Source organism: Salinibacillus kushneri (genome assembly GCF_900111405.1).
GTDB classification, from domain to species: Bacteria; Bacillota; Bacilli; order Bacillales; family Alkalibacillaceae; genus Salinibacillus; species Salinibacillus kushneri.
On sequence record NZ_FOHJ01000003.1, the window covers coordinates 159,314 to 184,355 of the forward strand.

General features: G+C 37.7%; 18 protein-coding genes and 1 pseudogene. 11 read left to right on the top strand and 8 right to left on the bottom strand.

The genetic code is table 11. From position 1 onward, the window contains the following. Positions 1-28 precede the first annotated feature (28 nt). The 4 genes from BMX63_RS05535 to BMX63_RS05550 all read left to right on the top strand — a co-directional run bounded on the left by BMX63_RS05535 (position 29) and on the right by BMX63_RS05550 (position 4,129). Entirely contained in the window at positions 29-1,321 is a 1,293-nt protein-coding gene (locus BMX63_RS05535; protein ID WP_093132802.1) for a homoserine dehydrogenase, read from the top strand. A 94-nt stretch (positions 1,322-1,415) separates the two neighbouring features. Next, positions 1,416-1,961, top strand: coding sequence for an O-acetyl-ADP-ribose deacetylase (locus BMX63_RS05540; RefSeq protein ID WP_093132804.1), 546 nt, complete (start codon positions 1,416-1,418; stop codon positions 1,959-1,961). Positions 1,962-2,049: 88 nt separating this feature from the next. Next, the gene (locus BMX63_RS05545) at positions 2,050-2,730 is read left to right on the top strand and encodes a response regulator transcription factor (protein ID WP_093132806.1); all 681 of its coding nucleotides are present in this window, start codon (positions 2,050-2,052) and stop codon (positions 2,728-2,730) included. Then, positions 2,714-4,129, top strand: coding sequence for a HAMP domain-containing sensor histidine kinase (locus BMX63_RS05550; RefSeq protein WP_093132808.1), 1,416 nt, complete (start codon positions 2,714-2,716; stop codon positions 4,127-4,129). The genes BMX63_RS05545 and BMX63_RS05550 overlap by 17 nt, the downstream gene beginning before the upstream one ends. A 78-nt stretch (positions 4,130-4,207) precedes the next feature. Here the strand turns inward: BMX63_RS05550 and BMX63_RS18725 are convergent. Next, positions 4,208-5,484 (bottom strand): annotated as a pseudogene (locus tag BMX63_RS18725) (M15 family metallopeptidase). Positions 5,485-5,664: 180 nt separating this feature from the next. Between BMX63_RS18725 and BMX63_RS05560 the strand changes: the two are divergent. The 3 genes from BMX63_RS05560 (at position 5,665) to BMX63_RS05570 (ending at position 8,744) form a co-directional block, all read left to right on the top strand. After that, a complete protein-coding gene (locus BMX63_RS05560) occupies positions 5,665-6,939 on the top strand; it encodes a S1C family serine protease (RefSeq protein ID WP_245732730.1) in 1,275 nt (424 codons plus the stop codon). A 361-nt stretch (positions 6,940-7,300) separates the two neighbouring features. Then, on the top strand, positions 7,301-7,918 hold the full coding sequence (locus tag BMX63_RS05565) for an NUDIX hydrolase (RefSeq protein WP_093132810.1): 618 nt from the start codon (positions 7,301-7,303) through the stop codon (positions 7,916-7,918). Between the two features lie 82 nt (positions 7,919-8,000). Next, positions 8,001-8,744 (top strand): hypothetical protein, encoded by a 744-nt coding sequence (locus BMX63_RS05570; protein ID WP_093132812.1) that lies wholly within the window; start codon positions 8,001-8,003, stop codon positions 8,742-8,744. Between the two features lie 44 nt (positions 8,745-8,788). Here the strand turns inward: BMX63_RS05570 and BMX63_RS05575 are convergent, their stop codons facing one another. The 3 genes from BMX63_RS05575 to BMX63_RS05585 form a co-directional block, all read right to left on the bottom strand. Further along, on the bottom strand, positions 8,789-10,276 hold the full coding sequence (locus BMX63_RS05575; RefSeq protein ID WP_093132814.1) for a potassium/proton antiporter: 1,488 nt from the start codon (positions 10,274-10,276) through the stop codon (positions 8,789-8,791). Positions 10,277-10,558: 282 nt separating this feature from the next. Next, positions 10,559-12,049 (bottom strand): peptide MFS transporter, encoded by a 1,491-nt coding sequence (locus BMX63_RS05580; protein WP_093132816.1) that lies wholly within the window; start codon positions 12,047-12,049, stop codon positions 10,559-10,561. Positions 12,050-12,485: 436 nt separating this feature from the next. Continuing rightward, entirely contained in the window at positions 12,486-14,219 is a 1,734-nt protein-coding gene (locus tag BMX63_RS05585) for a BCCT family transporter (protein ID WP_093132819.1), read from the bottom strand. Between the two features lie 254 nt (positions 14,220-14,473). Here BMX63_RS05585 and rlmN point away from each other — a divergent pair, with 254 nt between their 5' ends. Then, entirely contained in the window at positions 14,474-15,556 is a 1,083-nt protein-coding gene (gene rlmN / locus BMX63_RS05590) for a dual-specificity RNA methyltransferase RlmN (RefSeq protein WP_093132821.1), read from the top strand. A 66-nt stretch (positions 15,557-15,622) separates the two neighbouring features. On the opposite strand, the gene BMX63_RS05595 is transcribed toward rlmN, so the two are convergent. The 4 genes from BMX63_RS05595 to BMX63_RS05610 all read right to left on the bottom strand — a co-directional run bounded on the left by BMX63_RS05595 (position 15,623) and on the right by BMX63_RS05610 (position 23,051). After that, on the bottom strand, positions 15,623-16,639 hold the full coding sequence (locus BMX63_RS05595; RefSeq protein WP_177167200.1) for an LLM class flavin-dependent oxidoreductase: 1,017 nt from the start codon (positions 16,637-16,639) through the stop codon (positions 15,623-15,625). A 129-nt stretch (positions 16,640-16,768) separates the two neighbouring features. Then, positions 16,769-18,280, bottom strand: coding sequence for a glycine betaine uptake BCCT transporter (locus BMX63_RS05600; RefSeq protein ID WP_093132825.1), 1,512 nt, complete (start codon positions 18,278-18,280; stop codon positions 16,769-16,771). 214 nt (positions 18,281-18,494) lie between these two features. Further along, positions 18,495-21,749 carry a DEAD/DEAH box helicase gene (locus BMX63_RS05605; protein ID WP_245732731.1) on the bottom strand — a complete coding sequence of 1,085 codons (3,255 nt, stop codon included), beginning with the start codon at positions 21,747-21,749 and terminating at the stop codon, positions 18,495-18,497. A gap of 375 nt (positions 21,750-22,124) precedes the next feature. Continuing rightward, on the bottom strand, positions 22,125-23,051 hold the full coding sequence (locus tag BMX63_RS05610) for a glycine betaine ABC transporter substrate-binding protein (protein WP_245732732.1): 927 nt from the start codon (positions 23,049-23,051) through the stop codon (positions 22,125-22,127). A gap of 690 nt (positions 23,052-23,741) precedes the next feature. Between BMX63_RS05610 and BMX63_RS05615 the strand changes: the two genes are divergently transcribed. From BMX63_RS05615 to BMX63_RS05625, 3 genes are all read left to right on the top strand, one after another. After that, complete coding sequence (locus BMX63_RS05615) at positions 23,742-24,050, top strand: hypothetical protein (protein ID WP_093132831.1); 309 nt, start codon at positions 23,742-23,744, stop codon at positions 24,048-24,050. 90 nt (positions 24,051-24,140) lie between these two features. Continuing rightward, complete coding sequence (locus BMX63_RS05620) at positions 24,141-24,500, top strand: VOC family protein (RefSeq protein WP_093132833.1); 360 nt, start codon at positions 24,141-24,143, stop codon at positions 24,498-24,500. A 138-nt stretch (positions 24,501-24,638) separates the two neighbouring features. After that, positions 24,639-24,986 (top strand): DUF4260 domain-containing protein, encoded by a 348-nt coding sequence (locus BMX63_RS05625; RefSeq protein WP_093132835.1) that lies wholly within the window; start codon positions 24,639-24,641, stop codon positions 24,984-24,986. Positions 24,987-25,042: the final 56 nt, after the last annotated feature.

Consider the following 25,042-nt stretch of genomic DNA (forward strand, 5'->3'; position numbering starts at 1 on the left):
TTACAATCTTAGGGGGCAGGAGCAAACCATGAACAAGGTGAAAGTTGGCTTAATGGGAATGGGAACCGTTGGTACAGGGGTATATCGACTGGTTGAAGGACATCAGGAAGACTTGGTAAAGCAGACCGGAATGGACATTCAAATTAGTCGTATTCTGGTTCAAAATCGTGAAAAGAAAAGGACGATTGCCATAGATGAAGACCTTTTAACAGAGGATCCGTATACGGTACTTCAGGATCCAGAGGTTGATGTTATTGTAGAAGTTATGGGCGGAGTAGAACAAACGAGAGAATATGTTTTGGCCGCACTTGAACAAGGGAAGCATGTAGTCACAGCTAATAAAGATTTAATGGCTGTTCATGGCGGTGAGCTTCTTGAAAAGGCGGTTAAGCATGGATGTGATTTATTTTATGAGGCTAGTGTTGCAGGTGGAATTCCGATTCTACGAGCTTTAGTTGAAGGTTTTTCCTCCGATCGAATTACGAAGATGATGGGGATTGTAAATGGAACATCTAATTATATGCTGACCAAGATGAGTCAGGAGGAAGAGTCCTATGAATCTGCCCTGAAAGAAGCACAGGAATTAGGTTATGCAGAAGCTGATCCGACTTCTGATGTAGGTGGTCTGGATGCGGCGAGAAAAATGTCCATACTTAGTACTTTAGGCTTTCATGTAGGAATGAATTTAGATGAAGTTGAATGTGTCGGCATGGAAGAGGTTACTTTAGAAGACATTCAGTATGCAAAGGATTTAGGGTATATCATTAAATTAATAGGTATTGCGAAACAAGATGATGAACTCATTGAAGTAAGTGTAGAACCTGCCATGATTAAACAATCTCATCCACTTGCTTCCGTAAACGGTGTCTTTAATGCTGTGTATGTATACGGTGAAGCGGTTGGGGAAACGATGTTTTATGGTCCAGGGGCAGGGGAGCTCCCTACAGCCAACGCTGTTGTGTCTGATCTTGTTACTGTTGTGAAAAACATGAAGCTTGGTGTGAATGGCCGTGGTATGCTAGCTCCTTATCGGGAGAAAAAGCTTAAGAGCGATGATGAAATTTTTGCAAAGTATTTTGTTAGACTTCTGGTTGATGATCAAAGTGGTGTCCTTGCACAAATTGCGAAAAAGCTTGCGGCTTATGATGTAAGTATTGAGCAAGTCATACAAAAACCTCATGAACTGGAACATAAAGCAGAACTGATTATAGTGACACATCAATCGACCAAGAAAAGCATCCATCATGTATTAGAGGAATTGAAATCGTTTGAGCATATTGATGCCATTAAAAGTCTCTATCGTGTCGAAGCCAGTGAGTAGTAGTAAATCCATTCTTCCTGTAATCATGGGGGAGAATGGATTTTTTATGCTGGAAGACTTCTTTTATTCTATGATAGAAAGCAGGAGTGATTACATGCGTACTGAAATTAATGGAAACCTGTTGGAGTTGAAAGCAGGAGACATTACAAGGCAGAGGACAGAGGCAATCGTTAATGCTGCAAATGGTTCTCTCTTAGGTGGCGGGGGTGTTGATGGAGCCATTCATCGTGCAGCAGGTAAGGAATTACTTGAGGAGTGCAAAAGAATCCGGAAAGAAGTGTTAAATGATCACTATTTACCCACCGGTGAAGCTGTATTGACAAAAGGCTATCAGTTGCCAGCAAGTTATGTGATTCATACTGTTGGTCCCGTTTGGAATAACCGTGGTGACGAACCTAGGCTTTTGGCCAACTGTTATCAAAATTCTCTGGAGCTTTCTAGAAATAAAGGGGTAAGCAGTATTTCTTTCCCATCGATATCTACAGGTGTTTATGGTTATCCGATAAATCAGGCTGCTCCGGTAGCGTTACAAACTATTATAAACTTCTTACAGGCCCAAGCATTTGGAGATGTCGTCATGACCTTGTTTTCCGAACAGGATTATCAGGTTTATAAACAGACATTAAAAGAGCTTCTTTAAGAGAAGAATGGGCTTATCCTTGACATTTGTCTGACATCTTTCCATGATAAGGTTACAAAAGAGAAAAGTGCGTTGGAGCTGATACAGAATGAAGCCAATCTTAATTGTTGAAGATGAATACCCGATAAGTCAGGTGTTACGAGCTTATTTGCAAAAGGCCAAGTTTGATACGGAACAGGTGTACACGGGGGAAGATGCGCTGGCCAGGTTTGATGAGATTAAGCCGTCATTAGTTCTTCTGGATATTATGCTGCCGGGAAAAAATGGATGGCAAATCTTAAAGGAAATTCGCAAAAAAAGCAATTGCCCCGTCATTATGTTAACCGCCTTAGGCGAGGTAAATGATCGTTTGACTGGATTAAATGAAGGAGCCGATGATTATATATCAAAGCCATTTGCAGGCGATGAAGTGGTAGCACGTGTAAAAGCTGTTCTTCGACGTACAGAAGCCAAGCAACCTTCTGTACAGCGGTTTGGTCAGTTAGAAATAGATCTTGATGCACACCGAGTAAAATTGAATGAACAGAACATTGAATTACGTCCTCGGGATTTGTCCCTCCTTTTATTTTTAGCTGAGCACCCAAACAAGACCTTTACAAGAGAACAGCTCATTGAACATGTGTGGGGATTTGATTATGAGGGAAGTGACCGGGCGGTAGATCTATCTATTAAACGATTGCGGAAGGCACTAAAGGACTGGCCGGCGTCGGAAGGTGAAATCAGAACGCTTCGAGGATTGGGGTATCAGTTAAGTGTTTACGAAGAATGAGAGAAAGCGAATCCCTTTACAGCGATACTGGACAACTCGATATGTTTATACATTGGCCATTGGTCTCCTTGTAGTGACTATTATTTCAGCAGTTTGGATCAGACATCAAACCTTTGAAAGCCGTATTAGTATGATGGAATTTATGGCTCAGGAAATTGCCAATCGTTTTGTCAATGAGGAACCAGGGAGACCGGATGAAAATATACAAAACTTTTTGGAGAAACGGGGGCAGTTTAGCAATATGGAAAGTACCCCCTATATTTATATCGTCAATACAGAAGGCAGGATTCTTTCAAGTAATACACCACAAAGTCCGTATGAACAACGGATTAATCCGTCTATTTTAAATAAAGAAGAAAAGGTGCAGAAATTAAGTATAAATCAAGCAGGAAACCTTTATTTGGTAAAACAACCGATTGAATTAGGTTCTGTGTTGCTTGGATGGGCTGTCGTAATGGATACCGAGGAGCATTTAAATCATGTTAACCAGGAGTATAAACAATTATTTGTGATGATAGCTGTATTGGCTGTATTAGGATGGGCTGCGATTTATTTCTTATCAAGAAGGTTATCAAAGCCCATTAAGGATGTAGCAAAAGCAGCAAGACAAGTACAGGAAGGAAATTATGATATCCAGCTCCCATCCCAGGTAAAAGAAGAGGAAGTATATGAGCTTGTTCATTCATTTAAAGAGATGTCACAGCAACTGCAAAGGTTGGAGGGGCTTCGTTCAGAATTACTGGCGGGCGTAACCCATGAATTAAAAACGCCAATTACATCTGTTAGTGGTTTGCTACAAGCTGTAAAAAATGATGTGGTAACAGGAGAAGAAGCAAAGGAATTTTTGGATATATCCTTAAAAGAAACAACCAAAATGAAAACAATGGTGGAGGATTTATTAGCCTTTAATTCTTTTGTTGCAAATGCTGTACCTATGAATTTTGAAACGTATTCGCTTCAAAATTTGATTAAAGAAACAATTCATCAATGGGAAATTACACAAGATGAGCAAAATGAATTTATATCTGCACAGCTTCCTGAAAAAGACATTCAAGTACGAGTCGATTCTGTTCGCTTTCAACAAATTATCACAAATTTATTAAATAATGCCAAACAGGCGATAGAGGAAACGGGAAGCATTGAAATCAATGTTAATGAAGAATCGAAATATGTAAACATTGATGTAAAAGATACAGGTCTGGGTATTCCTGAAGAAGAGCAAGCCTTTATCTTTGAACGTTTTTACCGCGGAGAAGGAAAAAAATATAAAGTCGGTGGCCTTGGACTTGGATTGCCATTTAGTAAAATGATTGCCCAAACTTTAGGTGGTGACTTAAAGCTAGTAAGTAGCTCAGAAACAGGGACGACCTTTCGACTTACGCTGCCGAAAGTTGAATAAGACAGAAATAGAGTTACGTTTTCATCAGGAGGTATGATCATGATGTGAAGAAGGGAGGGCCTTGTTATTCGAAGGCCCTTATCCTTTGGGGAACATCTTATTCAAATACTCCTCCAATGTTACCTTTCTATTATAGATTTTTTCTGCTGCTTCTTTTCCGATATATCTTAGGTGCCACGGTTCATATATATATCCTGTTATTTCCTGCATGTTTTCTGGATAGCGAATAATAAATCCATATTTATGAGCATTTTTTGCGACCCATTTTCCTTCTCTAGTCTCACCAAATTGCTGAATTAATCCGAAACGGATCTGCTTGTGATATCCATGGTTAACCCTGTTTGGTGTTCACTTTCACCAGGTTTTGCACTAAATTGATTAGCGTACTCTTCTCCATGTTGATTCACATTGTATTGAAAAATTTGATCCTGGCGTTTATAGGATCGATAACCAGAGACGGCATACAAGTTAATATCCTCTGCTTTGGCTTGATGAAACATGTCTTCTAATGCTTGAGCCGCCTCTTTTTTCATCTGTTTTTTTGGTAATTGTTTTTCAAAAGAAAAGAGTACATCTGGAATGACTAAATCCTCTGGTACATAATCCTGAGGAAGGGTATGTGTTTTGTTAACTAATAGCATCGTTCCCTGTTGTTCAATTTGTTGATTGGAATAGACGACTTCTTCAGTCGGTTCCTGCTTTTTCTTTTCTTGGTCAGACAGGTCGTCGTCATCGTGCTGCTCCTCAACATCTAATTTAATATCCTTAATCATCCAGCGATTTTCTGTTCGATTAAACAGGATATAAAGAGAATATTTTCCCATCATCTCATTTTCATTTTCTTGTGAAACATAGTACAAACCTTGTTCATTCTTTGCCAGTTTATATGGAATATTTTTATTTAATAATACAGGCCCATTTTTGGGAATTAAATATAAATGATTATTTTCCTCTTTATAAAATACATCAACGTATTGTTTTGCGAGCTCTGGATCGGCCAGTTTAGATAGATTGTTAATGAGTTCTTCTTTATGATTAAAATTTTTGACACGTAAATTTTGATCCGTTTCCTGAATCAATTGTTCTCTAAATGATTGAATGAATTGCTCAGCTTCCTGCTTTTCCAGAGTTTTGTCTATTTCTTCGCTATCTGATTGATCTTCTTGTTTATCATCAGCAGACTGTTCTTCTTGTTCATTTTCAGTTGGGGACTGCTCCTGGTCCTGCGTACAACCGACTATGAAAATAAATATGATGAAAAATGGAATAAAGACTAAGGCTTGTAAATTCAAATATAGCATTCCTTTCCAGGTTGTAATGGTGTTTTTAGTATTTTTGATTATTGCTTGTTTCATTCCACAAATAGAGACAGGAGTATGGCAGGAGAACAAAAGGGGAACTGAAGAATTGCTGAAACGTAAAATTAAGTATGTAAATACATTTTTGTTTTGACATCTGTCTGACACATTCACACTTTATAGTAATGGTATAGAAAGCTAATCAATCATCATTAATAAAAAATGAGGTGATTCGTTATGATGGATGATCAAGAACAAGAACAAAAACAAGAAAAAGTAGAAGAAGAGTCCTTGAATCAATCAAATAATGAACAAATACAAAAAGATTCAAAGTTTAAGTGGAAGGGGATACTTACAGCCATTTCCGCTGGAATTATAAGTTCGGTCCTGACATTAACAGCCGTAACACAAGTAGATGGCTTCCAGAATTGGATTACTGATGATAACGAGACAGCCGTACAGGAACAGACGACTTCAAACAGTGAAAGTGCGGCAACTTCAGCGTCTGAGAATGTGCAAAAGGTTAATGCCAATGCAACATCTGTAACAGATATCGTAGATCAAGCCTCTAAAACAATTGTTGGGGTTGTGAATATATCAAAACAAAGCAATCCGTTTTCACAAGATACACAGGAGCAAAATGCGGGAACAGGCTCTGGTGTTATTTATAAGGTTACAGACAATAGCGCTTATATCGTAACGAATAATCATGTGGTAGAAGGCGCCAGCGAAATTGAAGTCTCTTTACACAATGATAAAACGGTTAATGCTGAGCTTGTTGGAAGGGATGCCTTAACAGATATAGCCGTATTAAAAATAGATGGTGATTATGATATAAAACCAATGGAATTTGGTGACTCGGATTCTCTCAAAACCGGTGAGCAGGTGATTGCAATTGGAAATCCACTTGGGCTGGAGCTTTCAAGAACAGTGACTCAGGGAATTATAAGCGCAGTGGACCGTAGTATTTCGGTTAATACTTCTGCGGGTAAATGGGATTTAGAGGTTATTCAAACCGACGCAGCCATTAACCCAGGAAATAGCGGAGGAGCTTTAATTAATACGAATGGTAAATTAGTAGGCATCAATAGCTTGAAAATTTCCAATCAAAATGTAGAAGGTTTAGGCTTTGCCATTCCAAGTAAAAAAGTTCAATCCATTGTGGACGAAATTATGAAGAATGGTCAAGTTGAACGACCATATCTTGGAGTTAAGCTCGTAAATGTAACGGAAATCCCTTCTGTTTATATGCAGAATCAATCTAAGGATATTAAAGAGGGAGTAATTATTGCAGGCGTGGAATCAAATACTCCTGCCGCTGAAGCCGGATTGAAAAAAGAAGATATTATTGTGGCTGTCGACGGTGAAAAAATTAAAGATGTTGGAGATTTACGCAAATATCTATATTCCGAGCATTCAATCGGCGATAAAGTAAAAATTGAATTTTACAGAGGTAAAGAGAAAAAGGAAGTTAATCTTACTTTAACAAGTAATAATTCATCTGATGCATAGCTTAAAGTAAGAGTTAGGCCGGGGAACTTATTCCTCTATAGAGCAAATATAAGTATACGCTTGGGTTCATAACCCAAGCGTATTGTATAGTGTAACCATGGTTCCGATACCAGCCAAAGGCAATCTTGATAAGGAAGCAGGTTTGATGCTTTTTTGCCGATCTTTTTCAGAAGCAACATGACATTACAGCAGGCATATTAACAGCTGATAACAGCCCGCCTTCAAAAAGCAAGTGGATAAGGCCCTCACAAGCCATATTTGTAATAAAGAAATAGATGGTAATGCATCGCCCTAAGCTGATGTAAATGTTGTTAATATTTGCTATAGTTACAAGTAAGGAAATGTTTTTGAGGTGAATATATTGAATTCAAAAGATATTTTAAATAAGGTACAAAAGCATACGCCATCTATTTTAGGAAATGAACGCTTCACGAAATCTTCTGTACTATTACCCCTTATTCGTAAATATGACGACATTTATATCCTTTTTGAAGTACGCTCATATCAGTTAAACCGGCAGCCAGGTGAAATTTGTTTTCCTGGAGGAAGAATTGATAAGACAGACACTTCAGAACAGGCAGCAGCTATAAGGGAGACAACGGAAGAGTTAGGCATTCAAGAATCAGAAATCACAGATGTCTATCCGCTTGATTATCTTGTGTCACCATCTGGTATGATTGTTTATTCCCATGTAGGGTGGATCGATTCCTTAAACAATATGAACCCAAATCCGCAAGAGGTTGAAGAAGTATTTATGGTACCTTTATCCTTTTTTATGACAACGAAACCTGATGTCTATCATATTGATGTGAAAGTAAAACCTCAAGAAGGATTCCCATTTGATTTAATCACAGGAGGAAAAGATTATGACTGGCGGACTGGGAAAATAGATGAGTATTTTTATGTATATGAGGATAAAGTCATCTGGGGGCTTACAGCAAAAATATTATCTCACTTTTTGGAATTGATTCGTTCATAATGGAATCTCATCCGTAAAACGTCCCAAAATGAAATCTAGATGCATATAATAATACCGTATTTCAACAAGGGATGTGTTATAGATGGGGTTATATATGAATGATAAAGAGCATCCGGAAGTTTATAAAAATGGAGAAAATCTTCATGAGCCTAACCAGGAATACCTGCGACGTGATTATTTTTCAGAGTTAGTCGAAGAGCAGAAAAAGAACAATGAAGCCTTGTTGCAATCCTTAAAACAACTGACAGTTCGCCATGAACAGCAAAATCAGGAACAATTACAGCAATGGAAAGGGATAGACAGGGATTTACAGGGGTTAAAGGAAGAACGAAAGAATAATGAGTGGTTTCAAAAGCAAACTGTTACAGAACTAAATCACCTTGAGCGACAGTATGATGAAATGCTGAAGCAAATAAAAGACGACCAGGGAAAAAGTCAAAATATTTTAGGAGAATTGGCACAAACGAGAGAAAATCTATTAGAGCAGTTAGAAAGTCAGGATTCAGCAAAAAGCCAGATTCTTGAACAAATCAGACAACTGGCTAATGAACAGCAGCAGATGACTCAACAAATGTCAGAGCAGGATGATAAGCAAAAGGATGTCATGAATCGTTTAGAAAATCAGGAGGCTCTTATGCAAAAAGCCTTAAGGCAATTAGATCACTTTCGTTCCATTCTTTATGAAAGGGCTAATTATTTAGCGGAAAAAGTGGAACATGGTTATAACCATACTGCTTCCTATATTTATAATCTATTAACAGGTGATGATAAACCCCTTACTTTATGGACCATAAAAGAAGGAAAAGAGGAGAATCGAAATTCCTAAAAGATAAACGAACAAGGAAAGGATAGCCAGGCAGAGGCTATCCTTTATTTACGTAGCTCTTTATGTTCTTTTGATTTAGATTTCTTTTCTTTTTCACCTAACAAGACCCGCTTTGCTTTTTCTCTGCTGTTCTTATGGCTGAGTACATAAAGGGTATCTCCAGCTTTAATCATTGAGTTTCCGGATGGTGTGATAAGATTTTCATGCCTGACAATTCCGATGATTAAAGTGTCATCAGGCAAAGTTATTTCCATCAGGGAATGGTTGACAGATGAGGATTTATGAGTCACGAATAATTTGAGTATTTCCGAATCGGTATTCCCTAAATTAATCATTTCTAAACTGGTGACATCAAAATCATCCGTATCACCTGTGAGTTTTAACTTGGTTGCAAGAGTGGAAAGTGTACTTCCCTGAATTAAGGCTGAAAACAATACGACGAAAAACACCGCATTAAAAATCAACTGGCTATTTTCTACACCTGTAACAATAGGATAAGTCGCTAATACGATCGGAACAGCACCTTTTAATCCCGCCCATGAGATAAAGAGCTGTTCTTTTAGATTGTACTTAAAGAATAACATACTGAGAAAGACAGCAAGAGGACGTGCAATAAACATTAGAATAATCGCTAATAAAATCCCCTGCCAAATCACATCTAGCAATTGACCAGGAAACACCAGCAATCCAAGAAAAATAAACATAATAATTTGCATCATCCAGGCAAAGCCTTCATTAAAGCGGACAATCGAAAATCGATGCATTAAATCACTATTACCAATAAAAACAGCCATCACGTATACGGCAAGAAAGCCACTACCGCCAAAGAAAGAAGTCAGACCATAGGTGAAAATAGCACTTCCCATAGCAAGAATAGGATACATTCCGGAAACATCTAATTTAATTTTATTGATAACCATTACACTTAACTTACCAAGTAACAATCCAAATAATAGACCAAGTCCCATTTGAAGGAAGAACCCGCCAACAGTCACCCACAATGAACTATCTGGAACTTGAATCAACTCGATAAAGGCAATTGTTAAAAATACAGCCATGGGATCATTAGAACCAGATTCTGCTTCTAATGTAGCGGTTAACTTCATTCTAATATTTTTATTTCCTAAAACCGAAAACACAGCAGCAGCATCAGTAGATCCAACAATAGCACCAAAGAGCATTCCTTCCATGAGGGAGAGGTCTAGAATATACATAGCTGCCACGCCAGTGACGAGAGTAGTAATCAGGACACCCGCTGTAGATAAAATCCCGGCACTGCCGACTACGGGGCGGATATGCTCCCATTTCGTTTGAGTACCACCTTCAAATAGGATAATAATAAGTGCTAAAATCCCGATAAATTGTGTTAATTCTACATTTTCAAAGTAAATAAATCGGTTTAAAAACATTCCCACAAAAAGGAATAGAACGAGGGAAGGTAAACCTAGGCGAGAAGAAAATTTTGTTGTTATAACACCTACAATTAACATTAAGGAAAATAATAATATTGATGATTCAACCGTGGTTTCCATGGGGATACTTTCCTTCCTGACTGATTTCCATTAAAAATCTCCTACTATTATTTTACCTAAATTTTAAGAAAAGGACCAAAAAATAGCCTTTATTTTTTGGTACTAATCTACATACCACCAAAATGGAGCTTCAGTCTTAGATAGCCATCTTTCATTTGTTGCATTCATTTCAAGTTTAATCCATAAACTGGACTACATTACACATGAATGAACAACATTAAACAGATATGTATACATAAAAAACTCCTGCTTTTCTTCAAGCAGGAGTTTTTATTTCATATATTAATGGATACCTTTCATATAACCTTGAATTTTTGGAGACATTGCAAATAGGATAATACTTAGAATAATTGCAACGACACCAATCGTCCCAAAATAAAGGATTTCATTGTCGGCATTATAAAATTTAACAATCTGCGCATTGATTGCCTGTGCTGCTGCATTGGATAGGAACCATAAGCTCATCGTTTGGGCAGAGAATGCCTGTGGTGCCAGTTTAGTTGTAGCTGAAAGTCCAACGGGAGATAAGCAAAGCTCACCAAGTACAACAACAAAATAACTGAGTACAAGCCATAATGGATTAACCAGTGAATCGGTACCTGCCATGTAACCCGGAATTAAAATGACGATGAAGGATAGACCGGCAAATAATAGACCGAATGAGAATTTCTTAGGAATACTAGGCTGACGATTACCTAATTTCACCCACATCCAGGCAAATACAGGCGCTAACACAATAATAAATAATGGATTCAATGACTGGAACCATGCAGGCTCAATTTCAATTCCTAAAAAGTGCAACTGTGTGCGTTGGTCCGCATAGCTGGCAAGAATTGTAGACCCCTGTTCCTGAATCGCCCAAAACATAACGGAAGCAATAAATAATGGAATATATGCAATTAGACGAGAGCGTTCTACGCTTGTTGTGTTTGGGCTGCGGTACATTCTGGTAAAGTAAATAATAGGAAGCAGGATACCCAGAATACCGACAAGAGCAACAAAGCTATCAATGGTTAAATAACCAGCTGGAATGGTGATGGCACAAATGATTGCAATGATCGCAATCCCGATACCTGCATAACTGTATACTTTTTTCTTTTCTTCTGAAGATAAAGGATTTGCGACCTGTGTACCGGCTAAACCAAGATAGCCTTTTCCAGTAACCATAAATAGAATAAGACCGATAAACATTCCAATAGCTGCCATACTAAATCCTAAATGGAAGCTATAGTCCGCAAGAGATCCAGTAATCCATGGAGCAAGAACTGCACCTAAGTTTATACCCATGTAAAAAATACTAAATCCTGCATCACGACGTTCATCTTTTTCGCTATAAATGTCCCCAACCACACTGGAAACATTCGGCTTTAACAGTCCTGTACCAAGTACGATAAGGACCATAGAAACGAAAAATAGCGCCACACTACCAGGAATAGCTAACGCAATATGTCCGAGCATTATCAATATACCGCCATAAAAAATGGCCTTCCTGGTACCAAAAATACGGTCGGCAAGCCATCCTCCAATAATTCCGGACATATATACTAATGACCCGTAAATGGACATGATGGACATTGCTGTCGTTTGATTAAGTCCTAAACCACCCTGGGTGACCTCATAATACATATAATAGAGCAGGATTGCCCTCATACCATAGTAGGAGAAACGTTCCCAGAACTCAGTAAAGAATAGTGTAAATAAACCTTTTGGGTGTCCGAAGAATCCTTTCTGGGGGACACTGTCTACAATTTTCTGTTTAGATATTTCTGACATTTTTCAACCTCCCTGATACATATTAATATAATACTTTCTATGTCGGGGAGTTGTCAAAACATTTTTAAATAAAGGAAGAATATACTAATTGCTAATAAAATAGGTATTTTAAAATAGTAAATATAATGAATATTATCATACTTAAAAATATTTTAAATCTTGTCTCTGTTAAACATAGGTGTTGATTTGAGCTCCAGTACACTTTTTTCCGCGGGCGGTCCGGGATCCTTCTTGGCATACGCCTGCGGGTTCTCCCTTATACAGTTCTTCCTGCAGGAGTCTCGCGCACTTCTGCTCCAATCAACTTGGTAAAAAATCAACAACAAGCTTTAACACGTTTCCACATGAAGTTGTTTCTTCCCTTTTTACGATGTGAAATACAAGCTTCATTTTGAGAGACAAAAATGCCTCAGGTAAACACCTGAGACATTCCCATTTAATCTTTCTTCTTTTGGTTTGATTTTTCATTCAGATCTAATTCTTCTATTAGTTCTTCTTTCACTTCTGCTTTAATATTATCATAGACTTCCTCTTTTACATCATCATAAACGTCTTCTTTCACTTCATCATAGACGTCACCTTTCATATCGTGATAAAACTCTTGCTTAAATTCTTTCTTCATAAAGCGTAATTGTCTCTTATGCTTCTTATTTTGGGCATTTTTATAGTCCTTGTTAAAGGTAATCAGAATGGATATCACCATAACCAGCATGATAAAGGCGAAAGGAAGTGCTGTAATGATTGAAGCCGTTTGAAGGGCGCTTAGACCCCCGTTACCACTAACAAGAAGTACACTTGCTGTTCCAGCTATTAATAATCCCCAAACTAATTTCACACCCATACTTGGATTTAGACTACCGCGTGATGTCATAGCACCTAACACATAAGATGCAGAATCGGCAGATGTAACAAAGAAGATAAGAATTAAAATTACTGCCAAAATACTTGTGATCAGACTTAAAGGTAATTCGCCAAGGGTTACGAATAAGGCTAATTCGACTTTCCCTGTTACAAGCTCAGCAATGCCACCTGGGCCATACATTTCAAGATTTAGAGCTGTTCCTCCAAAGGTTGAAAACCAGATAAGGGCTAATAAGGATGGAACAATGAGTACGCCGGCCATAAACTCACGAATCGTACGTCCACGTGAAATGCGGGCAATAAAGAGCCCCATAAATGGTGCCCAGGAAATATGCCAGGCCCAGAAAAAGATCGTGTTCGTACCCAGCCACTCACTTTCTGAAAATGGCGTTAACGTTAAACTCATCGGAATTACATTGGAAATGTATCCCCCAAGTGTCGTTACGAAGCTCTCTGCAATAAAGAGAGTAGGCCCAACGATTAAAACAAAGAGGAAGAAAAGGCCTGCAACACCTAAATTAATATTACTTAACGTTTTAATACCTTTATTCACACCTTTGGCTGCTGAAAACATAAACAGGAAGGTGACAATGGCTATGATAATGATTTGTGTCCAAACATTGTTTGGAATGTCAGTAAGATGAGAAAGCCCACCTGTAATTTGCATCGCACTTAAACCAAAGGTAGTTGCCACTCCTGTACTCGTAGCTAATACGGCTAATATGTCGATGGTTTTACCAGCCCATCCATTGATTTTATCTCCTAAAACAGGATAGAATGCAGAACTGATTAAAGCTGGTTTGTCTTTTCGATATTGTACATAGGCAAGTGTTAGTCCAACGATAGAGAAAATGGCCCATGGATGTAATGCCCAGTGATAAGAACCATAACGAAGTCCTGCTATAGCAGATTCTCTCGTTTCAGGTGTGAAGTCAATAGGTGGCTGTAAGTAGTAAAGAACAGGCTCAGCAACACCCCAAAATACAAAGCCTACACCGATACCTGCTGCAAATAACATTCCAATCCATGAAAACCATGTATACTCTGGCTCATCATCTGGTTTCCCTAATCGTAGTCTTCCATACGGACTAATGGCAAGAAAGATTACAAATAATACAAAAAATGCCGTAATCAGCATATAAAACCAGCCAAAGTTCGTAATCATCCAATCAAGTGCTTCATTTGCTATCTCACTAAGTGAACGAGGTGATAATGCCCCCCATAAAACAAAAAGCCCAACTAGAATAGAAGAAATATAAAAGACAGTAGATGGTTTTTCAGTATTGTAGGTGTAATTATTTTTATCCATGTTCATTCCCTTCTGGTGCCTGTCACCACCCGAATATTGTATATTTTTGTCGAATGAGTAAGCGCATAAGTTTTTATATACACTTCATTTTTCATATTATGAAGGAAATTAGTTTTCATAACAAGATTTAATTTTAAATTATCTGTATATTTTGATTGGGTCAATGGTTTTTTAATTCCAGTATTATTTGATAGATCGCGTAATTTCCAGTAAGATAGGAATGGAACTGTAGAAATTGGAAATGAGGGTTAATCATGACAAAGGAATCAATCTACGGGCTAACATTTGATCAACTGACATCATGGATGGTGGAACACGGTCAAAAGAAGTTTCGTGCCCAGCAGGTTTGGGATTGGTTATATAAGAAAAGAGTAACGCAGTTTGCCGATATGGGCAATTTGAATAAAGATTGCATAGCACTTTTAGAAGAGAATTTTGAACTTCAGACTTTAAAGGTTGAAATTAAACAGCAATCCTCAGATGGAACCGTAAAATTCCTATTTAAACTTCAGGATGGAAACTTGATTGAGACTGTTTTAATGCGTCACCACTATGGATTGTCAGTGTGTGTTACTACACAGGTAGGGTGCAATATTGGGTGTACATTTTGTGCAAGTGGTATCCTGAGAAAAAATCGGGATTTATCGAGCGGAGAAATCGTGGAGCAGATTATGAACGTACAGCATTATTTGGATGAGCAAGGCAAGGATGAACGGGTTAGTCACATTGTTGTGATGGGGATTGGCGAACCATTTGATAACTTTGACAACTTAGTAGACTTTTTACGTGTGGTTAACGACCAAAACGGCCTATCGATTGGAGCTCGGCATATTACTGTATCTACAAGTGGTCTGGCTCATAAAATTTATGAATTTGCAGACCTTGGTTTGCAAGTAAATCTTGCTATTTCCTTGCATGCACCTAATAATGAGTTGAGAACCCAGGTTATGAAAATTAACCGTGCCTTTCCAGTTGAACAATTAATGGAGGCCATTGACTATTACCTTGAAAAGACCAATCGTCGTATCACCTTTGAATATATTATGCTTCAGGATGTAAATGACCATGAAGAAGAAGCGCAGGAACTTGTTGATTTACTTAAGGATAAACGTCATTTATCCTATGTAAACTTAATTCCGTATAATCCGGTTAGTGAGCATAACCAATATCAACGCAGTACTGCAGAAGACATTAAAAACTTCTACGGTATTCTGTTAGAAAATGGAATTAATTGTGGTGTGCGTGCAGAACAAGGAACAGACATCGATGCGGCATGTGGACAGTTACGAAGCAAGCAGATTAAAAAGAAGAATAAAAGAGCAAAGGAACGCGTCTAAGATATAAGGAAGACGGGTTCCTTTTTTAAAACGGTATTAGCTTTGAGCTAACACCGTTTTTTGGGGTTATTTCATTAATTCAGCTATAATTTCATAGGAACGCAATCGATCCTCTTGATAGAATATCTGAGAGCTAATGATGATTTCGTCTGCATTCGTTTCTTCCTGAAATTGTTGAAGCTTTTCTTTTACGGTGTCTTTTGTTCCAATGATTGTTGTACGTGGATCTAATGATTTTTGCAATGCTGCCTGTTCATAGCTGGATGCAATCTCATTAATATCTTCTACCGGTGCTTTTAATGGAGTTGGTTCACCTCTACCTAAGCTTAAGAACTGTTGTTGTTGGGAGGTAGCCAACCATTTAGCTCGTTCTTCAGTATCTGCAGCAATAACATTGACACCGACCATTGCATATGGCTTCTGAAGTACTTCAGACGGTTGGAAATTTTCCCGGTAAAGTTTAAGAGCAGGTAATGTGTAATCCGGTGAAAAGTGACTGGCAAACGAGAAAGGTAGCCCCTTTTGTGCTGACAGCCGGGCACTAAAGCCACTGGAACCTAATAACCAGATTGGAATATTCAATCCTTGTCCTGGATAGGCTTTAACACGAGCAGTCGGTACATCTTTAAAATAATGCTGTAGCTCTGCAACCTGTTGAGGAAACTCCTCAGGACTGCTGTTTAAAGTTCTTCTTAACGCATAGCTCGTTGCCTGATCGGTGCCTGGAGCACGGCCTAAACCTAAGTCAATTCGTCCAGGATATATCGATTCAAGCGTACCGAATTGTTCAGCAATCACAAGTGGGGCATGGTTAGGGAGCATAATCCCACCAGAACCAACACGTATTGTAGTGGTTGCTCCTGCGATGTGTCCAATTAATACGGATGTTGCGGAGCTTGCTATTCCAGGCATATTATGATGCTCAGCTAACCAATAACGGTTAAATCCCCATTTCTCTGCATGTTGGGCGAGCTCAGTACTATTTTTAAAGGATTCCCTTACTGTTCCACCTTCCGTAATAGGAGCAAGGTCCAAAATGGATAAAGGAATTTTATGAAAATGCTTGGCCTGTTTTGAATACATCATGCACACTCCTAATTTGTATCTTTGTAAAACCAGTATAGACCTTTTGACTTACGATTGTCTAAAGTTGTGAATCTCAGGTTAGGGATTCTACGTCGTAAAGCGTGCAGATGTAAAAGATATATATCATCATTTCTTTCGTTTTTTAATACGGCCAATCCCCAGCTCTTTTGATTCTTTATACAGGGCTTTGATTAAACTCGCTGTCATTAAAGCCATAATAATGGAGAAAGGCAGTGCAGCAATAATCATCATATTTTCAAGCGCCTGAAGACCTCCTGAATAAAGAAGGACAAGTGCTGTCACTGAGAGCATGATTCCCCAAGTTAATTTAATTTTAATATCGGGTGAAAGGGAGCCATTTGTTGTCATCATACCTAATACAAACGTTCCGGAGTCGGCAGAGGTAATAAAGAAGGTGCTAATAAGTATGATAGCTGTAATAGAAAGCACCATACTGAAAGGAAATTCGTTAAAGACACCAAAAAGGGATTCTTCTGCAGCTAATCCTGAAACGTTCACGCCCTGGTTATGTTCAAGTGAAATCGCTGAACCGCCAAAAGTAGAAAACCACAAAAAAACGACTACTGAGGGTACAAGCAGAACGGAAAATACAAATTCCCGAATACTTCGACCTCTTGATACTCGTGCGATAAAAATACCGACAAATGGAGACCACGCAATCCACCATGCCCAATAAAATATTGTCCACCCATTAATCCATTCCCGAATATCTTCATTTAATGGAGCAATGCGAAAACTCATTCGAGGGACAGCTTGTATATATTGACCAATTGTGTCTGTGAATAAGTTTAGAATAAATAATGAAGGTCCAAAAATAAAAGTGAGAACAAAAAGGGCTGCAGCTAATCCCATATTTGCATTACTTAAAATTTTTATCCCTTTACCTAATCCTGACCAAGCAGAAATCATAAATAATACCGTAACAATAAGAATAATAATCAACTGTATCCAAAAGTTTGCAGGAATTCCAAATAGATAAGCTAGTCCACCATTAATTTGTGCTGCACCAAACCCAAGGGATGTAGCCACTCCAATAACGGTTGCTAATACAGAAAATACGTCAATAGCTTTACCCGTTTTTCCATATACACGATCTCCAAGAATAGGTTTTAACGTAGCACTTATCAACCCTAATCGTTCATGTCTAAAGTGAAAGTATGCAATGGCTAAGGCTACAATGGCGTAAATACTCCAAGCATGAATTCCCCAATGAAAAAAGGTGAATCTCAATGCGTCCTTAATTCCTTGTTCAGTACCAATTTCGCCGGTTGGTGAACTGATTGCATAATGACTAATCGGTTCTGAAGTCCCGTAAAATACAAGACCAATTCCCATTCCGGCACTGAATAACATTGCAATCCAAGTGGGTCTTGAAAATTCAGGTTTTTCATCTTGTTTTCCTAGTTTGATTCTTCCAATGGGACTGATTAATAAATACAGGCAAATAATTAAAAGGATAGTGACCATGACTAAGTAATACCATCCAAATGTATTTGAAATAAAGGCCTGAATATTCGCTGTTAATTGTTCTGTAGAAGCTGGTATGATGATTCCAATAAGAACCAGTATAGCAAGTATACCTACTGACGTGTAAAAAACCGTATAGTTCTCTTTCACTTTTTACCCCCCCTAATAGGAAAAATTATAGGAAAAATGGTAAAGACTCATTTAATTATTTTCTTCCTATAGGGGGGGAATTATGTGTCCTTCTTTGATTAAAAACAGGTAAGTTCAAAAAAACAGCTGTCTCTTTTTATTTAGGCTGTTTTCTAAAAGATTGTTGTTTTTTAAGAGACAGCCATATAAGGTGTATAAACCGATATGCCGTTGTTTACATACTAAGCAGTTCCTTAATTTCTTCCTCGCTAAGGCTCTTAAACATCGTTTCTCCTGGCTGAATAACATTTTCAATCAGTTCACGTTTCTTCTGTTGTAAAGAGTAGATCTTCTCCTCAATGGTTCCTTCTGTTATAAGGCGAAATACCTGAACAACCTTTTTTTGGCCAATTCGATGAGCTCTGCCTGCTGCTTGCTCCTCAATAGCTGGATTCCACCATAAATCATACAGAATAACCGTATCTGCTCCTGTTAAGTTTAAACCTGTTCCACCTGCTTTAAGAGAAATTAAAAAGATTTCCTTTTCTCCTTGATTAAAACGTTCAGTCATTTCCACACGTTCTCTGGAAGGTGTTTGCCCATCCAGATAAAAGGTGTCCATACCAGCTTCAGTGAGTTTCTGCTGAATAATTTGCAGCATGCTGGAAAACTGGGAAAAGATGAGCATTCGCTGTCCGTTCTCTCTTGCATTTTCAACGATATCCAGTAATTGATTGAGCTTACCGGACTCACCCTGGTAATTTTCAATAAACAGAGAAGGATGACAGCAGAGCTGCCGTAGTCTTGTTAAACCAGCTAATATCTTCATTCGGCTCTTTTGAAATCCTTCTGTTGCAATTGCATTTTTGGCCTCTCCCTGAATTCTTTCCAAATAACCAAGGTATAGCTGTTTTTGATCTTTTGTGAGTTCGGAGGTATGAACGGTTTCGATTTTATCGGGAAGCTCTTTTAACACATCCTGTTTTAGTCGGCGTAAAATAAACGGTCTGCTCATTCTTGATATTTGCTCTTGAGGTAGGGTGTTAAAGGTTTTTTTGTTAGGGAAAAAGCCAGGCATTAAGCAATCAAAGATTGACCAAAGTTCATCAAGTGAATTTTCAATTGGCGTTCCACTCAAGGCAAAACGTTTAGCGGCAATAATGGATTTAACAGCACGAGCGGTTTTGGTTAAGTGATTTTTAATCGCCTGAGCTTCATCCAGAATCATGGTTGAAAAGGTCAATGGCTGATATAATTCAATATCCTGTCTTAAGGAAGGATAAGACGTGATAAGCACATCTGCTTCCGTTGTATTTTCCAATTTAGCTTTTCGTTCATCCTTCGTACCGCTCACTACAACCACGTTTAATTGAGGGGCAAATTTTGAAAACTCACTTTTCCAGTTGTAAACGAGTGATGCAGGAGAAATAACAAGAGCTGTTTGCTGGCTTGATTGGTATTCCTCCCATTCAGATAAAAGAAAAGCAATGGCCTGAAGGGTTTTCCCTAATCCCATATCATCGGCCAGAATACCCCCAAAATGATATTGGCTTAGCCCCTTCAGCCACTGGTAGCCAACGTTTTGATATTCACGTAAGTCTGCCTTTAACGTCTCAGGTAAAGGATATTCACTTTCATCAGGTGTTTTGATGTCACGTAATAGCTGACGAAAGGCTTTATTGTATTTAGCTCCTATTTCCTTGTTCATATATTCTTCCACTTGCATACCTCGATACGCAGGTACTGTAATTTGACCTTCATCCATGGTTTGAGGATCTATATTCAGTTCATTCATAAGCTTGGAAATAGGGGTGAAGGCCTCGTCTTCTAATGGCACAAACGTACCATTTGGCAAGCGATAATATCGTTTCTTTTCTGTTAGGGATTGAAAGATATGCTGAATTTCATTGGAATCAATCTCTTCAAAATCAAAATTAATTTCTAAGAAGTTTTCGCTTGCATCCAAATCGATTTGGATATCAGGATATTGTTTTTCCTCAAGCATCATATGCTTGATTTGATTCGTCGTATAAATGGCTATTTTGTCTTCCAGCTTTGGAAGTACATCATGTAGAAAGGAAAAGATTTCTTCTTCCTCATCGATGTATAGTTCATTGCCATTATATTTAAATGGAGCACTTTCAATAATATTCATAACTTCCTGTTCTTTTTCCATATCACGGATTAAGATCTGATTGCTCTTGTGTCGTTCTTCTGTTTGGCTTCCGAATGGGTAAAACGTATACTGATCATAATGATATTCGAGATTCGCAGATAAACGCTCCTCGTCCATATCAAGATACAGCCTTGCTTGTAATGAAGGCTGAATAATGTCATTTGAGATTTGTTCCGTAATATGAAGGTCACCAATCTGATTTAAACTTGGCATGACGTGTGATAAAAAGGGTTCAATTTGTTCCCGTTTAATAGGAAGGGTTCGGTTATGCGTCATGTTTATAATTTTACCCATTTCGTTTAAAATACCAAGTTGCTTTTGACTCACCTTATAAAAAACATTTTCAAACAGGATGTATTGATAATCCTGTAGAATGGTAGCGGAATTCAGGAAGTGTAAATCAAGGTTAAAACCATCAGCTTGTTGGTTTTGATCAAGTTCAAAGGTGAAAGGTAGCTCCTCGTCAGTACATTCAAAGCCTGCATACGTATCCATATCTGTTTTAAATTCGCAGTCACGATATTGGAGTAACTGCAATAATCGGTCTGCATATAAGGGTGGTACCACCATTTCACGTTTATCTAAATGGCCATATAATAGACTGCTTTCACCATGGTAGAAGTTTTCACTTGAAAATATCTCTGTTAATAGCTGAATAATATCCCAATCTTCTTTTACGAAATCATGTACTTTAGGATCATATGTAAACTTTTTAGTAAAAACAAACTCCTTTTGCTGGTGAATATGCTCAAGCAACTCACGAATTTTCTTCACCACATAGGTTTTTTGCTCTCCTATTTTTATCTCAATTGTAAGGAGAGGGGAGTCCCATGGTCTGTTATGTGTTTTTAAAATATATTCACACTTCAGTGGTTTAGCAACAATAGATGTCTGGTTTGAAGCTTCCGGTGTTTCTATATAGTTTGAAAAAAGGTTAATCATTTCACTAGCTGGATCAGGCATTCTTCTGTTGAAGCTATTTCTTCTAAAAACAGACTCACGTTCAAATTGAGATAAAAATTGATCAAGGACTTCTTTGTCTAATGAGTCTTCAATGACGTCCGAGAGCTCCAAAAAGGCAGCAACAGTGTGCTTACATGCCTGAAAGGTTTCATGGGCTGGACAGCTGCAGGAATAGGAGATTCCTTCGTTAGTAAATTGAATACTTACCTTGTACTGGTCGCTGCCCATGATGTTTACAAGCCATAAATCCTCGTCTTCATAATGAGTAAAGTTTCCTACCCGGCCTTGATTATAATATTGCAGCCCACGTCTATATACTGCCTGGGTAAATGTTCCCTTATTTATATACATCATACTTCATCCTTGTCCGCTTTTATTTCTAGGATTCTACTATTTAACATAAAATATACTTATCTAGCACCCATTTTAGCATATAAAAAGAAAAGATATTGGTATTAATTTAAAGTATACAAGCATTCATGTCTAGTGGTCCTGCAATCAACATCTACGATTGATCTCCGATTATTCTTTTTTAGTTTTGTTAATGTGTTGGAAAGGCAGGAAAGAATGTCTGTTTTCGGCTTATGAGGAGTAAAGAAAAAATGGAATGACAGATTACATAAAACGGGGGAGGGGAAATGATTAATATGGTAAGTAAAATAATGCTCCTCTTTAAGTAACCAAAATACTTAAAAAGGAGCATATTCGTTTCGTATGATAGGTGTATTACTCTGCAGGTTTAAGATCTTCAATGGAATCAATGTCCATATAGGTTGGTACAACTAGCCCAATTTTGGCACCTTTCAAGTTTTCTCCTAAATCTTCAAATTCCCCTTCAAATTTTTCGTAGAAAGCACCGTGAGTCGCAGGCAGCCATGGAGCTAGGGAGGCATCACCATCACCTTCTGCAATAGCTTGAAACATAATAGATGGGTCAACTGGAGTAAGCTTAACTTCGAAACCTTGCTCTTCTAATACGATTTTAGCGACATGTGCTGACGACCGCTCTGTATCCCAAGGAGTTAATACTAATTCTATTGAAGTACCATCTACAGGCTCTACACCTTTTGTCCATTCGGCAACTTTCTCCTGATTTTCATCCACCCACTGTTGGGCAGCTTTTTCAAATTCCATGTCTTGTGCAGCAAGCATAACCGACTCCATGTCTTCTGTTTCCCAATGGAATCTATCAAGAATTTTATAAGCCTCAGGTTTTTCTTCTTTTAAACCTTTTCTCACTATGGTTGAAATGTATTCTACATCACCATAAACCCCTTTTGGATCTTCTAAATACTTTAAATCATATTTGGCAAATTTAAAGTGAGGTGACCACCCTGCAATAACAATTGGTTCTTCGTTTTCAATAGCATCAGCTAATGCTGTTAACATTGCAGTTGTTGAAGAATTTTGCTGTTCCCAGCCAGCAAGATTTTCATACTCTTTTAAGGCATTATCCGTTGCTTCGGTAATACCGGCTCCAGGCTCAATACCTGTGATGGTGTAATCTACTTCTTCACCAACATTTGTTCCATCTCCGCCACTTTCAGCATCGTTAGTGGTATCGTCTGTATTATCTTGCCCACACCCAGCTGCTATAAGAGATAAAGATAAACCAGCAATGAGTCCAATTCTCTTCCATTTAAAAGTAAACACGATATACAACACTCCTGTAGTTTTATTAATGCCATAAGTATTCATTTTGTCATTTTACAAAAGGCTAGTTTCTAAAAGCTTGTTGTTTTAAAAAGTTTCCTCTGTTAAACATAGGTATTGATTTCCTCACCAGTGTTCCTGCTTTCTACGAGCAATTCGGGAACTGCCTTCGGAGATCTCCCGTATACCGCTCACCTGCCACAGGGCAGTCCAACAAACTATGCGAAAACTGCCTTACAAAAAAGCAATGCATAAGGAAAAATAATGCTAATTGAATAAAAATTAAGAACTGGTTTTAAATTATATAGATTTGCCATCTGTAATACAAATACTAAATTTTATTAATTTTGTACATTTAGTACGAACAGTTTTAATTTCACAAAATTTTTTGGAGATGTTTTTACCTTTTCTCAATTTTCCTTAGTCTTACATGTAATTTTTCTCTCATTAGTACCCACCTGATATTAATCTGTCTTCAACGGTTATTATTCCTTTTTAGCTGTAATACACTTTATCCTTCATATTGTTCAGAAGAACCTACTTAACCAATTTAAAACAGGTAACGGTATTGGAAAGATTTGATTTATCAGTAGTAAATGAAACATTTATGTTAAAATAAGGAAAAAGGGAGTGTGTCAGAAATGTACGAAAGAAGGACATACATGAAGAAAGAAAAAAGGGGGAATAGGCGTGATTGGTTGGCTTAATGTTGGAAGTTTCGTGTTTGGACTCATTGCCTTGATACTTCCTATTATTAATCTCTATAAAAAGCATGACCAGAAGAATTGGTTCGTTCTTTCCGTTATGAGTATAGGTGCTTGTGCTATTTCATTATTTTTTCAAATTTACAATAGCTATTACCGGGTGAAGGCTGAGGATTGGTCTGCTCTTATGGATACGATGGGTGCCAAGGGGTTTGCTGCAGCAGTTCTTCTTATCGTTACTCTTATTCTTAATGTCATAACTTTGTTTGTATTTCGTAACAGAACCACTAAGTAGGATTTGAAATCCTATTAAACTGGCTAGTTCTGTGAGTCTAGGAAAACGAGCAAAATCAGGTGCAAATAATAGTGAAGGGGGAGCACAATAATGAAAACAAGACTGTTACATGTTCGTGCAAATGTGAAGGATTTAAATAGAGCTGTAAAGTGGTATCAGGAGGTTTTAGGATTTTCAGTGGCAGCTTCATGGCCTCCCGAAAACCCTAATTACGTGCATTTTGAACACCAGGGGGGAGCGATGTTTGCTTTAATGGAACATGAAAATTATCCTTCTCCTGGGCGGTTTAATTTCTATGTCGATAATGTAGATGACTTGTGGGACGAATTAAAAGACAAAGCTGAAGTAGTAGAAGAACTGTTCTCTACACCTTATGGAAGCAGAAAGTTTACTATTCTTGATATAGATGGAAACGAATTGGGGTTTGTATTAGATAATATTTCAAAGTGAAGATTTTATTTTACCTACAGAATTCCTAACCATAATTCCTTACGTGTAACTAGTATAATAAGGATTGTATAAATCTTATTCGATGAGACAATTTTGAAGGAATTGATTTTTCTTGATAAAGAAAGAGGGGGAGGCTTATTGAATAAAATACTTTTACATACAGAGGGTTTTGCCGTATTAGCGTTAAGTGTTTATTTTTATGAGTATAGTCAATTTAGTTGGGTATTATTTTTTATTCTGCTATTAGCACCAGATATTTCAATGCTTGGATATTTACTTAATAATAAGGTTGGGGCTATACTATATAATTTATTTCATACATATAGCTTATCGATAGGTTTTATTATCTGTGGAATTGTATTATTTAACTCTACTTTATTAGCAATCGGGTTAATATGGTCAGCACATATAGGAATGGATAGGATGATTGGATATGGATTAAAATATCCTGCAGAATTTAAAGACACTCATTTGAATCGTGTTTAAAACATTCCTTCATTTGAACAACCAGGATAGTTACTGAAAAATTTGGGTATATCTAA

Excerpts from the sequence above, each read along its gene's own strand:
- BMX63_RS05570 (WP_093132812.1), top strand. The coding sequence starts at position 8,001 with ATGGGGTTATATATGAATGATAAAGAGCATCCGGAAGTTTATAAAAAT.
- BMX63_RS05560 (WP_245732730.1), top strand. The coding sequence starts at position 5,665 with ATGATGGATGATCAAGAACAAGAACAAAAACAAGAAAAAGTAGAAGAA.
- BMX63_RS05595 (WP_177167200.1), bottom strand. The coding sequence starts at position 16,639 with ATGTATTCAAAACAGGCCAAGCATTTTCATAAAATTCCTTTATCCATT.
- BMX63_RS05580 (WP_093132816.1), bottom strand. The coding sequence starts at position 12,049 with ATGTCAGAAATATCTAAACAGAAAATTGTAGACAGTGTCCCCCAGAAA.
- BMX63_RS05620 (WP_093132833.1), top strand. The coding sequence starts at position 24,141 with ATGAAAACAAGACTGTTACATGTTCGTGCAAATGTGAAGGATTTAAAT.
- BMX63_RS05545 (WP_093132806.1), top strand. The coding sequence starts at position 2,050 with ATGAAGCCAATCTTAATTGTTGAAGATGAATACCCGATAAGTCAGGTG.
- BMX63_RS05585 (WP_093132819.1), bottom strand. The coding sequence starts at position 14,219 with ATGGATAAAAATAATTACACCTACAATACTGAAAAACCATCTACTGTC.
- BMX63_RS05575 (WP_093132814.1), bottom strand. The coding sequence starts at position 10,276 with ATGGAAACCACGGTTGAATCATCAATATTATTATTTTCCTTAATGTTA.
- rlmN (WP_093132821.1), top strand. The coding sequence starts at position 14,474 with ATGACAAAGGAATCAATCTACGGGCTAACATTTGATCAACTGACATCA.
- BMX63_RS05540 (WP_093132804.1), top strand. The coding sequence starts at position 1,416 with ATGCGTACTGAAATTAATGGAAACCTGTTGGAGTTGAAAGCAGGAGAC.
- BMX63_RS05535 (WP_093132802.1), top strand. The coding sequence starts at position 29 with ATGAACAAGGTGAAAGTTGGCTTAATGGGAATGGGAACCGTTGGTACA.
- BMX63_RS05605 (WP_245732731.1), bottom strand. The coding sequence starts at position 21,749 with ATGTATATAAATAAGGGAACATTTACCCAGGCAGTATATAGACGTGGG.